Here is a 13,846-nt window from a genome sequence, read left to right on the forward strand (position 1 = left end):
ATTTATCTGTTCCAAATCGGGCTTTCTACAATCATCGGAATTACAACTCCTATGATAAAAGCCGACATTACAAGTGCCCAGTCGCGTTTAGAAAAACGAAATACTGTCTGCACAATGTATGATATTACCAAAACCACAAAAACTACTATCAACTGCGCTGCTTCAATTCCGAGAGCAAATTCCAATAAAGGTACTAATTTTGAAGACGCTGTACCACCTAAAATGGTTTTAAAATAATTTGAGAATCCAAGTCCGTGTATTATTCCAAAAAACAAAGTCACAAAAAAGATCAGATTAAGACTTTCATTTTTAGCTGCTTTTCCGGCTGTAAAAAGATGAAAAACTGCTGTTACTAAAATTGTAATCGGAATTAAGAACTCTACCAAATTTGCTTTTACAGCTATGATCCCAAAAACAGAGAGCAATAAAGCCAATGTGTGACCAACTGTAAAAACAGTTACCAATAACAAAATACGTTTCCAGTCCTTAAAAGCGTACGGAATTGTCAGGGCTATTAAAAACAATACGTGGTCATAAGCATGAATATCTAAAACATGCTTTAAACCTATCTGAAAATAAATCCAAAATTCTGACATGAGGTTACTTATATTAATTGATTTGGGGCTGTAAACTTACGATTTATTTTGAAAAATTAAATAAAGCCCATATTAAAACAACGGATAATAATAAGTTAAATTTTATGAGAACTTTAAAATTAATAATTTAAAATAAAAATTATCTTTGTGGCATAAAAACACTATAATTATGTCATTTTCAGATTTATTTGATAGCGAATTCAAACAAAGAAACAAAGGTCACTTTTCAGCTATTGTTCGTGTAGCATTAGCAGACGGAATTGTACTTCCTGAAGAAAAAAGTTTCTTGGATAAACTAGCTTCACGTTTAGAAATTTCAGAAACTGAGTATGAAGAAATTCTTGAAGACCCTTTAAAATATCCTATCAACCCACCTTATTTACATGTTCAGCGTTTAGAGCGTTTATATGATTTGACCAGAATGGTACATGTTGACCATCATCTTGAAGACCAACAGGAAGTAATGTTGAGAAAACTGGGTATTGCTTTAGGATTTACACCAAGCAACGTAAATTATATCATTGCAAAAGCATTATCATTAGTTGACAAAAAAGTTGATGCCGATACTTTTGTTTATGAAATGCAGCACATGCATAAATAATATTCGGCTTTTCTTTTTATAGTAAAACTGAGATTAAATTATAAAACCCGACAAATTTAAAATTTGTCGGGTTTCTTTTTATCACTTAAATTCATATAGATCAGGCCAAATAACTTAAAGTCCTTCAGCCATAAATTCCTCTGCTTTTTCTACCATATCATAGTTTCCACAGAAAAAAGGAACACGTTCGTGCAATTCAGTTGGCTGAATTTCCATGATTCTTCCAAAACCGTCAGTTGCTTTTCCTCCTGCTTGTTCTGCAATAAATGCCATCGGGTTGCATTCGTATAATAAACGTAATTTTCCTTTTGGCGCTTTTGAACTGGTTGGATATAAATAAATTCCTCCTTTAATCATATTTCGATGAAAATCTGAGACTAAACTTCCAATGTATCTTGAAGTATATGGTCTGTCTTCTTCTTCACGCTGACAATATTTAATGTAATTTTTTACTCCTTGCGGAAAATGCACATAATTTCCCTCATTCACAGAATAAATATGGCCGCTTTCCGGAAACTTCATATTTGGATGTGACAGATAGAAGGTTCCAATTGCAGGATTTAACGTAAAGCCATTAACACCATGACCTGTCGTATAAACCAACATGGTCGATGTTCCGTAAATTACATAACCCGCCGCAACCTGATTGATTCCCGGCTGTAAAAAATCCTCGCTAGTTACCGGAGTTCCGATAGGCGTAATTCTTCTAAAAACAGAAAAAATAGTTCCAAGAGAACCATTTACATCAATATTAGAAGATCCGTCTAGAGGATCCATCAAGATCACGTACTTATTATTATTACTGTTGTCGCTCCCCTTGACAGTAATAAATTCGTCGTTTTCTTCAGAAGCAATACCACAGACAATCTCACGGTTTATTAACGTCTGGATAAATACTTCGTTTGCATAAACATCTAATTTTTGCTGTTCTTCTCCCTGAATATTCTGTTCGCCTACAGCGCCAATTATATCCACTAATCCAGCCTTGTTTACTTTATAGTTTACGACTTTTGCCGCCAAACGTATAGAGTTGATAATCCGGGACAATTCCCCAGATGAGTACTGAAATGCTTTTTGGTTCTCAATAATAAACTCTCCCAGTGTTTTATTGCGTTCTTCCATTGCTATATCGTTGTAATTTTGTTTATAAGTCACAAATATCGCTTTTTTTGTGAGAATGATTCAAAAATTATTTTGTTAGTTTGCTACTATTGTATATTTGCTAATTAAATATGAAAAGTATCTAATAAAAAAATACTTAATTAGCCAATAACAGATTAAAAATATGAATTTATGAATATTAGAAAAGGAAAACCTGAAGACATGGAAGCCGTTTTAGGGCTAATTCAGGAGCTTGCGATATTCGAAAAAGAGCCTGATGCGGTTTTAGTTACCGTTGATGATTTAATACGTGATGGTTTTGGTGAAAAACCACTGTTTCATGTTTTTGTTGCCGAGGTTAAAAAGCAGATTGTCGGTATAGCATTGTACTATTATCGTTATTCTACCTGGAAAGGAAAAACAATTCATCTTGAAGATCTAATTGTAAAGGAAGAAATGCGTGGTTCAGGTTTGGGATCTGCTCTTTATTCTGAAATCATAAAACAAGGAAAAAAAGATAATGTTCGAAGAATTGAATGGAATGTTCTCGACTGGAACACACCTGCAGTAAATTTCTACGAGAACTCTGGCGCAAAAGTTCTTGAAGAATGGAGAGTAGTTCAAATGGATGAAGCAGGAATTAATTCGTACCTGGAAAAAATAAATTAATTGTAAAAAAACAAGACAGATTATTAAGGAGTAAACATCTGTCTAATATTAAATTTTAAAAAACTGATAGAGACGCACTTCAGTGCGTCTCAACAATACAAATTAAAGATGAGAGTATTTAAATTTGGTGGTGCATCGGTAAAAGATGCTGAAGGAATTAAAAACGTATATGACGTTTTACAGAAAGTGGGTTATGAAGATGTAATTTTAGTCGTTTCGGCTATGGGGAAAACCACAAATGCATTAGAAGTCGTTATTAAAAATTATTTTGACAAATCAGCAGAGTTAAGTTCATCTGTACAAGAGATAAAAAAATATCATAATCAAATATTACTCGATTTATTTGAGGATGAAAAACATGCCGTTTTTACAGCTGTTAATGAGCAGTTTTCAGAATTAGAATATTTCCTGGCACATAATAAATCTCCTAACTACAATTTTGTTTACGATCAGATTGTGAGTTTTGGTGAATTAATTTCGACCAATATCCTAAGTCATTTTATGAATTTCATGGGCATCCAGACACAATGGTTAGATGTTCGTAACTTCATTAAAACCAATGCAAATTACAGAGATGCAGAAGTGGACTGGGAAACTACTCAGCAAAACATCAGCAAAAATGTACCTCGCAAAATATTAAACATTACACAAGGTTTTTTAGGTGCAGATGAAAACAACTTCACTACCACTTTAGGCCGAGAAGGTTCTGACTACACTGCCGGAATTTTTGCTTATTGCCTAAATGCAGAAAGTGTAACGATCTGGAAAGACGTACCGGGGGTTATGAACGCAGATCCGCGTTATTTTGAAAATGCGAGTTTGTTAAACCAGATTTCATACCGTGAAGCTATTGAACTTGCTTTTTACGGCGCAACCGTTATTCACCCGAAAACTTTGCAGCCCTTACAGAAAAAAGAGATCCCTTTATACGTAAAATCGTTTGTTAATCCGTTATTAAAAGGAACCTGCGTTTCTAAAGGAGTCGATTTAGAACCTTATCTGCCTTGTTTTATTGTAAAAAGAGAGCAGCTTTTGATTTCGCTTTCGTCTATTGACTTCTCTTTCATCATGGAAGAAAATATCAGTGAAATTTTTGGATTGTTTCATCAGTTTAAACTAAAAGTAAACTTAATTCAGAACTCCGCAATCAGTTTCTCTGTTTGCGTAGAAGATAAATTTGGAAACTTCAATGAACTGAATGCCATACTTTCGAAAAAATTCAAAGTTGATTATAACGAAAATGTAACATTGTACACGATTCGTCATTTTAACGAGCAGGCTGCAGAAACTGTTGTAGAAAACAAAGAAGTTTTACTAAAACAAGTAAGCCGCGAAACTATGCAGATTGTTACTAAAGAATTAAAACAATAGTTCATAAAAAAGGTAATTATTCAATTCAAATTATAGAGAAAGGTTTCACTAATACGGTGAAACCTTTTTTTGTTTTCTTAATCGTTTTATTTGCCAAAAAAAGCTAAATTTACTATAGTACAACAAGTTAAATCATAGTTTATAAATCATGAATTATAACGAACCTTCAGAAGAAACCAAAAACCAATGGGAAAACGACCCCAATAACTGGATTTGGGGAATGTTTTATTACAATCCTAAAGACAAAAGATCTTATTTTCCTAAAAGGATAAATGAATTTGGATGGCATGCGAATTATGCAAATCCTAGTTTCATCATAATTATTGCATTATTGGTTTTGATAATTTTGGCTTTTATCAAATATGGCAAATAACTCCACACTATTACCCTCTCACTCACGAACAAAAACCAAAACATCCTACACAACTTTTCCCAATTATAAATACTACTTTTGACTTTTTAGAGTTAGAGTATTTATGCTGAAAAAATTACTGTTTTTATTGCTTTTAATTTGTTATTCCGGGCTTTGGGCTCAGGAAACAGATTTGCTCTATAAAACCAAAAAGGTAAAAATTACCCGTGATACGATTCATCTTGAAAATGTGGGCATTAATTCGGGCTTTTTTCAGCTTTTAAATTCTAAGAACGAACCAATTGATTCTACTTTTTATAAAATCGATTTTCAAAAAGGAAAACTTCTTTTAAACGAAAAAATCACTTCAGATTCAGATACTCTAACAGTCAATTATTTAAAATACCCTGATTTTTTAACCAAAGAATATAGTCTCTACAAATCAGGTCAGGTTGTAAGCAATGATTTGGGTTCTGAAAAATTATATAAAATAGACAACAGCAATGCTAAAAAAACTACTCCGTTTGATGGACTGAATACATCCGGAAGCATCACTCGCGGCGTTACCATTGGAAACAATCAAAATACAGTTTTAAACTCCAATTTAGACCTTCAGATTACCGGAAAAATTTCAGATAAGGTCAGCCTGCGGGCATCGCTTCAGGACAATAACATTCCGCTGCAGGAAGGCGGTTATTCGCAAAAACTGGATCAGTTTGACAATATCTTTATGGAATTATTCAGCGATGACTGGAACATAAGGGCCGGAGATGTTTTTTTAGAAAACAGAAAAACACAATTTTTAAGTTTCAACAAAAAAGTTCAGGGACTTTCGGCCAGTTTTGATTTTGGAGAAGAAGACAATAAAACCAATGTCTTTGCATCCGTGGCTTTCGCCAAAGGACAATATGCCAAAAGTACCTTTACGGGACAAGAAGGAAATCAGGGGCCTTATAAATTAAAAGGTCAAAATGGTGAATTGTATGTTTTAGTAATTTCCGGATCTGAACGTGTTTATGTAAATGGTGTTTTGCTAAAAAGAGGTGAAAACAATGATTATGTAATTGATTATAACGCCGGAGAAATTGTCTTTACCTCGCTTTTCACGATTACTTCTGAGATGCGAATAAACGTTGAATACCAGTATTCTGACCGTAATTACAACCGAATGCTCACCTATGCCGGTGCTTCTCATGAAAACAAAAGCTGGAGTTTTTCCGGTTATTTATATTCAGAAAATGATTTAAAAAACCAGCCTTTACAACAAAATCTTTCTCCGGAACAAGTTGAAGTTTTAAGTCAGGCAGGAGATGACACAACCTTAATGACTGCACCGTCTGCTTACGAAGACACCTATTCTGAAAAGAAAATTTTATACAAAAAAACAATTGACAATACGGTTGAAATTTATCAGCACTCCACCAACCCTGACGATGTTTTGTATAATGTAAAATTTAGCCTTGTGGGAGCCAATTCAGGAAATTATATAATTCAGAATGCAACTTCTGTGGAACGAATTTATGAATATGTTGCGCCAATAAACGGAATTCTTCAGGGAAATTACGAGCCTATTGTACAGCTGGTAGCGCCAATGAAGCTTCAGATCGCAACTTTTTTAGGAAAGTACAATCCTAACGAAAAAACGCTGGTTGATTTTGAAATTGGAATCAGTAACAATGATCAGAATTTATTTTCGGATATTGATGACGGAAACAATAATGGAATTGCCTTAAAATTAAATACTAAAAAACGTCTTTTTACGAAAGACTGGACTTTGGATGGTTATGCCAATTATCAGTTTGTAGACGAAGATTTTAAATCGGTTGAACGTTTGTACAACATCGAGTTTAATCGTGACTGGAATTTAAACACAACTCTTTTGGGCAATCAGAGTTTATTGATTGCCGGTTTAAATTTTGATTTGTTTTCGAAGAAAAAAACTTCCAATATTGGCTTGTTCACGTATCAGTTTGAAAAGTTGGATTTTACCGAAAGTTATTCGGGAAACAGGCATACTTCAACAGCTTTTTTCAAATTAAAAAAATGGACTATCGAAAATCAGGGCAGTTTTTTAAAATCAGATGCCACTGCTTCAACTTCAAGATTCATTAGAAATCTTACCAAAACCAAATATCATTTTGGAAAAAACTGGGTTGGAGGCAATATTCAGCTTGAAGACAATCAGGAAAAAGACAAGGCTGCCAATCAATTTACGGGAATTAGTCAGCGTTTTTCAGAATATGGCGTTTTTGCCGGACGTGGTGACAGCACCAAAGTTTTTGTAGAACTGGGTTATTTACGTCGAAAAAACGACAGTTTACAGAACGGATTATTGCAGCATGTGAGCAATTCGCAAACCTATTTTTTAAAATCGAAACTAATTCAGAACAAAAAAACAGATTTGGCTGTTTATGCCAGTTATAGAAATTTAGACTTTACAGACGCCAACCGAAAAAGCGAACCTTCACTAAATTCAAGAATTTTATATAACGATCGTTTTTTTAATCAGTTTTTTCAAATCGGAACCGTTTACGAAACCAGTTCGGGACAAATTGCGCGTCAGGAATACAATTACTTAGAAGTTCCGGCTGGCCAGGGAGTATATGCGTGGAATGACTACAACAATAACGGCATCAAGGAACTGGATGAATTTGAAATTGCCCCTTTTCCGGATCAGGCGAAGTTTATTCGTATCTTTTTACCCAACCAGGTGTATGATAAAACCAATCAGAATAAATTTTCACAATCCCTTATCATAAATCCGCTGCAATGGCAGAATGAAAAAGGTTTCAAAAAAATAGTTTCTTATTTTTATAACCAGACCTCATTTATTCTGGACAGAAAAGTAAAAAGCGATGGTGCTAATTTTGAATTGAATCCGTTTACCTCATCTGAGAAAAATATCCTAGGATTAAATTCCAGTTTCAGAAACAGTTTGTTCTATAACCGGGGCAAGCAAAAGCATTCTGTAACGTATTCCTACCTGATTAATAACGGAAAAAATCGTCTTTCTATTGGTTCACAATCGGTAAAAAACTATTCGCATCAATTACAATATACGCACTTATATCAAAAAAGCTGGCTATTGAATTTGTTTGCCAAAACAATTCAGACTTCATTAACTTCTGAAGATTTCACAGCAAAAAACTATGATCTGACCGGTTATCAGATGGCTCCTAAAATCAGTTATTTATTTTCAAAAAATACCAGTCTGGATTTCTTTTACGAATTACAAAAGAAGGAAAACCAGATTGGGGATTTTGAAACCTTAACCCAAAACCGACTGGGAACTTCGTTTTCGTATGCAGGAGATAAAAAAGTAACTGTGAACGGAGAATTCTCTTTTTATGAAAACAAATTTGTGGGAGACGAATTCTCTTCAGTAGGATTTCAAATGCTTGAAGGGCTTCAGGCTGGCCAAAATTTAGTCTGGAAATTACTTTTGCAGAAAAATATCACGCAGTTTTTAGATGTAAACTTAAATTATCAGGGGCGTAAGAGCGAAACAGGTGTAACTGTACATACAGGAAATATTCAGTTAAGAGCTTATTTTTAACAAATTACAAATCGTAATGATAAATTGATTATTTTTAATTGGAATTTTAACCTCTAAAAACTATGAAAAAATTATTATTGCTTTGTTTGATGATTGTTTCATCAAGTAATTTTTACGCACAGGAAACAACAAAAACAACGAAAGCCAAAACCGAAACCGCAGCTCAAAAGAAAAAAGCTGCTGATAAAGCAAAAGCAGAAGCCGATAAAGCTAAAGAAGCTTCCGGTAAAGCAAAAGAAGCGTCTACAAAAGCTAAAAAAGAATCGGCAAATGCTAAAAGCGCAGCCGATAAAGAAACCGCAAAAGCTAAAAAAGAAGCTGTAACTGCAAAAAATACAGCAAACAAAGAAGCTGCAAAAGCTAAAACCGAAGCTGACAAGGCTAAAAAATCTGCTTCAAAAACTTCGAAAACAAGCACCAAGACTTTAAAAGAAACCAGCGAAAAAGCTCCAAAAGTAGCCGATAAAGTTACCGGAGAATATAATGGCAAAAAAGTCTATACCGGTCCAAAAGGAGGAAGATATTACATCAATAAAAACGGAAACAAAACCTATATTCAGGATTAAAAACTTTCTGTCTGACCAAATGAGTCCGGATTTCCATCGAGAAGTCCGGGCTTTTTTAGTTTATCTATTTAAAGGGAGTCATCCATGGTTAAGGCAGAGACTTTTAATTGCATAAAGACTTCGACTCCGCTCAGCCCGACACTCTTTATTTGAGCCATTGGATTGAATTAATTTGGTTCTTCGCCATAATTAATGAAAAATCAATTTTCGGCAGCTACGAAATTCGCTAAATCTGCTAAATCTGCGGGATAAATTTTAAATTACTTCCCGCATATTTAGCAGATTTAGCAGATTTTTTTATGTTTCACTAAGAAATTGTCTTTTTTGAAATCCACTGTTTTAGGCGAAGAGCCATTAATTTTTCATTGAGTTTTGGATTTGACATTGATATTGACATTGAAATTGAAATTGATTTTTGAACTTGAATTCCAGAGTTAATAATTTAGTAATATATTCGAAATAACAAAAAAGGAGTATTTCTGTATCTTCGTTTGAAAAATCGCCCATATGAGCATTGAATATACTGCCAATAAAACTATTTTAATAACTCCTTTAAACTGGGGATTAGGACACGCAACCCGATGTATCCCGATAATTAAAGCTTTACAGGAAAACAATTACATCCCCATAATCGCTTCGGATGGCGTTGCATTGGCATTATTACAAAAAGAATTTCCGTACATACAGACCTTAGAATTACCTTCTTATCATATTGAATATGCTAAAAACGGCAAAAACTTCAAATGGAAACTGATTAAAAGCTTGCCTAAAATGATTACTGCTATTTTGGATGAGAAAAAAATGGTGAACTCCTGGATCAGAAAATACGATATTGACGGTATCATTTCAGATAACAGACTTGGCGTTTTCAGTAAAAAAGTGCCTTCGGTATTTATTACACATCAATTGAATGTGATGACAGGAAACACCACAAAGTTTACGAGTAAATGTCATCAGTTTTTTATAAAGAAATACAATGAATGCTGGATTCCTGATACTGATGAAAATCCAAATTTAACCGGAGAACTTGGTCATTTAAAAAACAGTAAACTAAACCTGAAATACATTGGTCCTTTGAGCAGAATGCGTAAAAAAGAGACTCCGAAACAATATGATTTAATGATTATTTTATCCGGCCCGGAACCTCAGCGTACTTTGCTTGAAGAAAAATTGCAGACAGAAATCTCACGATACAGAGGTGAGGTTGTTTTTGTAAAAGGTATTGTCGAAAAAACACAAACCAAGCAGCAGCTCAAAAATGTTACCTATTACAATTTCATGAATACCAAACAGCTGGAACAGACTTTTAATGAAAGTGATTTGGTTTTGTGCCGATCAGGATACACTACGGTTATGGATTTGGCAAAGCTGGGCAAAAAAGCCTTTTTTATCCCTACACCCGGACAATACGAACAGGAATATCTGGCGATAAAACTACAGGACGAAAACTTAGTACCTTATGCAACGCAAAACGACTTTACGATTGAAGATCTTTCAAAAGTAAAATCGTTTAAAGGATTGACCCAATTTGAAAATAATATCGATTGGGATTCGTTATTTACTGTTTTTGAGAAATAAATTAGAAATTAAACTGCGCTTGTAATCTCAGTAAATTTCCCTGCTGTCTGTTAACCGGAATAGCACTGTCTACAAAAGTTCTGTCGGCAATAACATATTCTGCTGTCAGTTCGAATGCTTTGATTGGTTGCCATTCAACACCAAACTGGTAGTCTCTTACTACGTAGCTTCTGGCATCTTTTTCATATTTTTTTCCTCCATCATAATATTGAAATTTAGCAAAAGGATAAAGGTGCTGTTTCTTAATATCCCATTTATAATTCAGTAAAACATAACCACCGTTTAAATCTGTTACATCAACATGTTTGGTTACCGTATTATAACGCGGTCCTGTACCAAAATTATACTCTGTCTGGATTCCGAAAGGTCTTGGATATAAAACAAAAGTTGCTCCTATTCGCTGATCCTTTATATATTGCGGATCATTCACCGTAACTCCTGATGAAATTTCTCCGGTAAAAGCCCATTTTCCGGTATAAGCCTGAATACCCGGTTCGATGATCTGACTTCCAATAACAAAAGGATAAGTGACTCTTGCTACTACATTTAAATCTCTGTTTCCGTCGATTTTGTTTGCTATTTGCCCGTTGTAAGCTCCAAAAGCAAAGACTCCGAAATCGCCTGAACCTTTGTAACCGTCTTTTACCAACATCTCAAAACGTTTTCTGATTTCTGCCGGTGCCCAATAAAAAAACACTCCTAAATCACGTTCATTTGATATTGCACTATTTATACCGTCAGCACGATCCAAAGTCAGACGCTGTGAGCTGGACTGCATGTTTTCGAAACCGTACGGAATTTTACTTTGTCCCACTCTAACTCGATATTCTCTTTTTTTATCAAAAGAAACATCAAAATACAAATCACGAATCTGAACAAAATTATTCATTCCTGAAGCAGGTGAACTGGCAAAATCCGGCTGGAAATAGAAAAACACATTTGGATGAACCTGACCTGAAAACACTAAACGGGCACGGCGAATAAAAAGTCCGTTGTTTGCTTTTGCATCCGGAGCTGTTGAAGTTGTTCCCCAGGATTTATCACATTGATCGCAGGAAACTTTGTCATTTGTAGAGAACAGACCGTTGTATCGTATTTGTGCATAACCTCTTAGTGAGATTCTATCGTACCAGTGTTCTTCGACACCGCCACCCGATTTAGTCTCAGGAAGTTTTGCTTTGTTGATAGAATCTAAAATACGCATCACTTCGTTTTTTACATCCTGCTTATTTAATTCCTGCGCATTTACCCCGCAGCTAAGCAGTACTAAAACTGCCAATATTAATCTTTTTATCATTTTTTCTAATGCCCTTAATTTCAGGATGCAAAGATGTAACCACCTGTGTTAAGAAATCATTAACCAGATGTTATTATAATAAAAATTTAATGTTACCGACTAAATCCGCATGTTGATTTATTGTTAAAACCCTTGTTTTACGGGTTTTACAAAAGCTGCAATTACAATTATTTAACCTAGGCTTTTGTCATTTTATTGGCTTTTTCAAGCGTAAAAGAAAATTCAGAACCAATTCCGAACTCACTTTCTACATAAACTTTCTCTTTGTGCGCTTCAATAATATGTTTTACAATGGCCAAACCTAAACCGGAACCACCTTCAGATCGGGTTCCGCTTTTGTCAACCCTGTAAAAACGTTCAAAAAGACGTGGAATATTCTGCTTTTCGACACCTTCTCCATTATCACTAATACGAATTAAGACTTTTTTCTTGGTCAGATTAACAACCCCCACTTCGGTTAAACCACCTTCTTTTCCGTATTTAACAGAGTTTACAATCAAATTTTCCAAAACCTGTTGTATTCTGTCCTGATCTCCTTTTACCACTAAAGACTGTATATTCTTGCTTTCGAATGCTAATTTGATTTTCTTTTTATCAGCTTTCATTTCCAATAAATCAAAAACATTCCGAATCAATTCAACGATATCAAATTCGATAATATTCAAATCCAGGTCACCCGACTCTAATTTGGTAATCATATCCAAATCTTCAACAATGTAAATGAGTCGTTCTACACCTTTTTCAGCACGTTTCAGGTATTTCTTTCGAATGTTTTTATCTTCCATTGCACCGTCCAGTAAAGTTGAAACATACCCCTGAACTGTAAATAATGGTGTTTTGAGTTCGTGCGAAACATTTCCTAAAAATTCTCTTCGGTATTGCTCTCTGATTTCAAGCATTTCGATTTCGAGTTTTTTATCTGTAGCAAATTTTTTCACCTCCCGCGAAAGCGTTTCCATATCCGTTGTAATGGGCTGATTGATCAAAGGTGTTGATTCGAGTAAAGAAACCTCATCGTAGATTTTTTTAACTCTTCGGTAAATAAATCGTTCGACACGATATTGCAGCACCAAAAAAGAGAAGATATAAATCGAAATAATAAAAACTACTCCAAACCCAAATTGATATTTTAATTGATTTTTGTAGAATATATTCATCAGCAACAGCACAAATCCTGTTGCGAACAAACTTATATAAAGTGCCGACTTTATAGCAAACTTATAGGTTTTTTTGAAATTGATTTTCATGCAAATTTTAAAATAATAAACAATTAAGGGAATATTTTTTCACCATATAAGTAATATAAGTTCATTTTAAAAAGTAAAGCTTATTTCTATGTTTGATGAAAATTTAAAAAAGCCAATCTTTTTCAAATTTTTAAAACTTTGAGAAAGATTGACTCCTGTAACAAAAGTACGAATACTAAAATTTAAATGAACTTACATCATCTATATGGTTCATTTTTTTGAATGTTTTTAAACTTCGAATTTATAACCAACTCCTTTTATAGTTTTAAAAAGATCTTCGCCAATTTTTTCGCGTAATTTTCGAATATGAACATCAATCGTTCTTCCGCCAACAACCACTTCATTCCCCCAGACCTTATCTAATATTTCGTCTCTTTTAAATACTTTTCCCGGTTTTGAAGCTAACAGGTAAAACAATTCGAATTCTTTTCTTGGCAATGAAATTTCAACATTTTCTTTGATGATTTTATACTCTTCACGATTAATTTCGATTCCGCCAACGTTTAAAGTATCACTAACTACTTCCTGTTCTTTTAACCTTCGTAACAAAGCCTTTACTTTGCTTACCAGTAATTTTGGCTTTATTGGTTTTGTAATATAGTCATCTGCACCAGCATCAAACCCGGCAACTTGAGAATAATCTTCGCTTCTTGCTGTTAAAAATGTTATAATAACGTTATTTAATTCAGGGATTTTTCTGATGTGTTCACAAGCTTCCATGCCGTCCATTTCGGCCATCATCACATCCATAATAATAAGTTCCGGTAATTCTTTCTGAGCTTTTGCAATAGCTTCTTTTCCGTTAGAAGCCGTTACAATCTGATAGCCTTCCTGGGCAAGGTTATAGCCAACAATTTCTAAGATATCCGGTTCATCATCAACTAATAAAATCTTTGTTTGTGTTTTTTTCAT

At 34.2% G+C, this 13,846-nt stretch carries 12 protein-coding genes; 7 read left to right on the forward strand and 5 right to left on the reverse strand.

Annotation, left to right across the window (positions count from 1 at the left end):
* Nucleotides 1-2: 2 nt before the first annotated feature.
* On the reverse strand, nucleotides 3-596 hold the full coding sequence (locus FLV_RS05215; protein ID WP_243231545.1) for a HupE/UreJ family protein: 594 nt from the start codon (nucleotides 594-596) through the stop codon (nucleotides 3-5).
* A gap of 169 nt (nucleotides 597-765) precedes the next feature.
* Between FLV_RS05215 and FLV_RS05220 the strand changes: the two genes are divergently transcribed.
* A complete protein-coding gene (locus FLV_RS05220) occupies nucleotides 766-1,197 on the forward strand; it encodes a TerB family tellurite resistance protein (RefSeq protein WP_243231546.1) in 432 nt (143 codons plus the stop codon).
* A 114-nt stretch (nucleotides 1,198-1,311) separates the two neighbouring features.
* Here FLV_RS05220 and fbp read toward each other — a convergent pair whose 3' ends face one another.
* The gene (fbp, locus tag FLV_RS05225) at nucleotides 1,312-2,319 is read right to left on the reverse strand and encodes a class 1 fructose-bisphosphatase (protein WP_243232217.1); all 1,008 of its coding nucleotides are present in this window, start codon (nucleotides 2,317-2,319) and stop codon (nucleotides 1,312-1,314) included.
* 171 nt (nucleotides 2,320-2,490) lie between these two features.
* On the opposite strand from fbp, the gene FLV_RS05230 reads away from it, so the two are divergent.
* From FLV_RS05230 to FLV_RS05255, 6 genes are all read left to right on the forward strand, one after another.
* A complete protein-coding gene (locus tag FLV_RS05230) occupies nucleotides 2,491-2,967 on the forward strand; it encodes a GNAT family N-acetyltransferase (RefSeq protein WP_243231547.1) in 477 nt (158 codons plus the stop codon).
* Between the two features lie 108 nt (nucleotides 2,968-3,075).
* On the forward strand, nucleotides 3,076-4,338 hold the full coding sequence (locus FLV_RS05235; RefSeq protein ID WP_243231548.1) for an aspartate kinase: 1,263 nt from the start codon (nucleotides 3,076-3,078) through the stop codon (nucleotides 4,336-4,338).
* Nucleotides 4,339-4,486: 148 nt separating this feature from the next.
* On the forward strand, nucleotides 4,487-4,711 hold the full coding sequence (locus tag FLV_RS05240) for a hypothetical protein (protein ID WP_243231549.1): 225 nt from the start codon (nucleotides 4,487-4,489) through the stop codon (nucleotides 4,709-4,711).
* A gap of 103 nt (nucleotides 4,712-4,814) precedes the next feature.
* The gene (locus FLV_RS05245; protein ID WP_243231550.1) at nucleotides 4,815-8,246 is read left to right on the forward strand and encodes a hypothetical protein; all 3,432 of its coding nucleotides are present in this window, start codon (nucleotides 4,815-4,817) and stop codon (nucleotides 8,244-8,246) included.
* Nucleotides 8,247-8,308: 62 nt separating this feature from the next.
* Entirely contained in the window at nucleotides 8,309-8,812 is a 504-nt protein-coding gene (locus FLV_RS05250) for a hypothetical protein (RefSeq protein WP_243231552.1), read from the forward strand.
* A 507-nt stretch (nucleotides 8,813-9,319) separates the two neighbouring features.
* Nucleotides 9,320-10,390: a glycosyltransferase gene (locus FLV_RS05255; RefSeq protein WP_243231554.1), complete on the forward strand. Its 1,071-nt coding sequence runs from the start codon at nucleotides 9,320-9,322 to the stop codon at nucleotides 10,388-10,390.
* A 1-nt stretch (nucleotide 10,391) separates the two neighbouring features.
* On the opposite strand, the gene FLV_RS05260 is transcribed toward FLV_RS05255, so the two are convergent.
* The 3 genes from FLV_RS05260 to FLV_RS05270 all read right to left on the reverse strand — a co-directional run bounded on the left by FLV_RS05260 (nucleotide 10,392) and on the right by FLV_RS05270 (nucleotide 13,846).
* Nucleotides 10,392-11,687: a porin gene (locus tag FLV_RS05260; RefSeq protein WP_243231556.1), complete on the reverse strand. Its 1,296-nt coding sequence runs from the start codon at nucleotides 11,685-11,687 to the stop codon at nucleotides 10,392-10,394.
* Nucleotides 11,688-11,863: 176 nt separating this feature from the next.
* Nucleotides 11,864-12,934, reverse strand: a complete 1,071-nt coding sequence (locus FLV_RS05265; protein ID WP_243231558.1) for a sensor histidine kinase — start codon at nucleotides 12,932-12,934, stop codon at nucleotides 11,864-11,866.
* 228 nt (nucleotides 12,935-13,162) lie between these two features.
* Nucleotides 13,163-13,846 (reverse strand): response regulator transcription factor, encoded by a 684-nt coding sequence (locus FLV_RS05270; RefSeq protein WP_243231567.1) that lies wholly within the window; start codon nucleotides 13,844-13,846, stop codon nucleotides 13,163-13,165.

Origin of the sequence: Flavobacterium pectinovorum (assembly GCF_022802975.1) — a bacterium.
Taxonomy (GTDB): Bacteria; Bacteroidota; Bacteroidia; order Flavobacteriales; family Flavobacteriaceae; genus Flavobacterium; species Flavobacterium pectinovorum_B.

What these genes read in the sequence shown, in the direction of transcription:
- FLV_RS05215 (WP_243231545.1), bottom strand. Translation starts at nt 596, where the DNA reads ATGTCAGAATTTTGGATTTATTTTCAGATAGGTTTAAAGCATGTTTTA.
- FLV_RS05220 (WP_243231546.1), top strand. Translation starts at nt 766, where the DNA reads ATGTCATTTTCAGATTTATTTGATAGCGAATTCAAACAAAGAAACAAA.
- fbp (WP_243232217.1), bottom strand. Translation starts at nt 2,319, where the DNA reads ATGGAAGAACGCAATAAAACACTGGGAGAGTTTATTATTGAGAACCAA.
- FLV_RS05230 (WP_243231547.1), top strand. Translation starts at nt 2,491, where the DNA reads ATGAATATTAGAAAAGGAAAACCTGAAGACATGGAAGCCGTTTTAGGG.
- FLV_RS05235 (WP_243231548.1), top strand. Translation starts at nt 3,076, where the DNA reads ATGAGAGTATTTAAATTTGGTGGTGCATCGGTAAAAGATGCTGAAGGA.
- FLV_RS05240 (WP_243231549.1), top strand. Translation starts at nt 4,487, where the DNA reads ATGAATTATAACGAACCTTCAGAAGAAACCAAAAACCAATGGGAAAAC.
- FLV_RS05245 (WP_243231550.1), top strand. Translation starts at nt 4,815, where the DNA reads ATGCTGAAAAAATTACTGTTTTTATTGCTTTTAATTTGTTATTCCGGG.
- FLV_RS05250 (WP_243231552.1), top strand. Translation starts at nt 8,309, where the DNA reads ATGAAAAAATTATTATTGCTTTGTTTGATGATTGTTTCATCAAGTAAT.
- FLV_RS05255 (WP_243231554.1), top strand. Translation starts at nt 9,320, where the DNA reads ATGAGCATTGAATATACTGCCAATAAAACTATTTTAATAACTCCTTTA.
- FLV_RS05260 (WP_243231556.1), bottom strand. Translation starts at nt 11,687, where the DNA reads ATGATAAAAAGATTAATATTGGCAGTTTTAGTACTGCTTAGCTGCGGG.
- FLV_RS05265 (WP_243231558.1), bottom strand. Translation starts at nt 12,934, where the DNA reads ATGAAAATCAATTTCAAAAAAACCTATAAGTTTGCTATAAAGTCGGCA.
- FLV_RS05270 (WP_243231567.1), bottom strand. Translation starts at nt 13,846, where the DNA reads ATGAAAAAAACACAAACAAAGATTTTATTAGTTGATGATGAACCGGAT.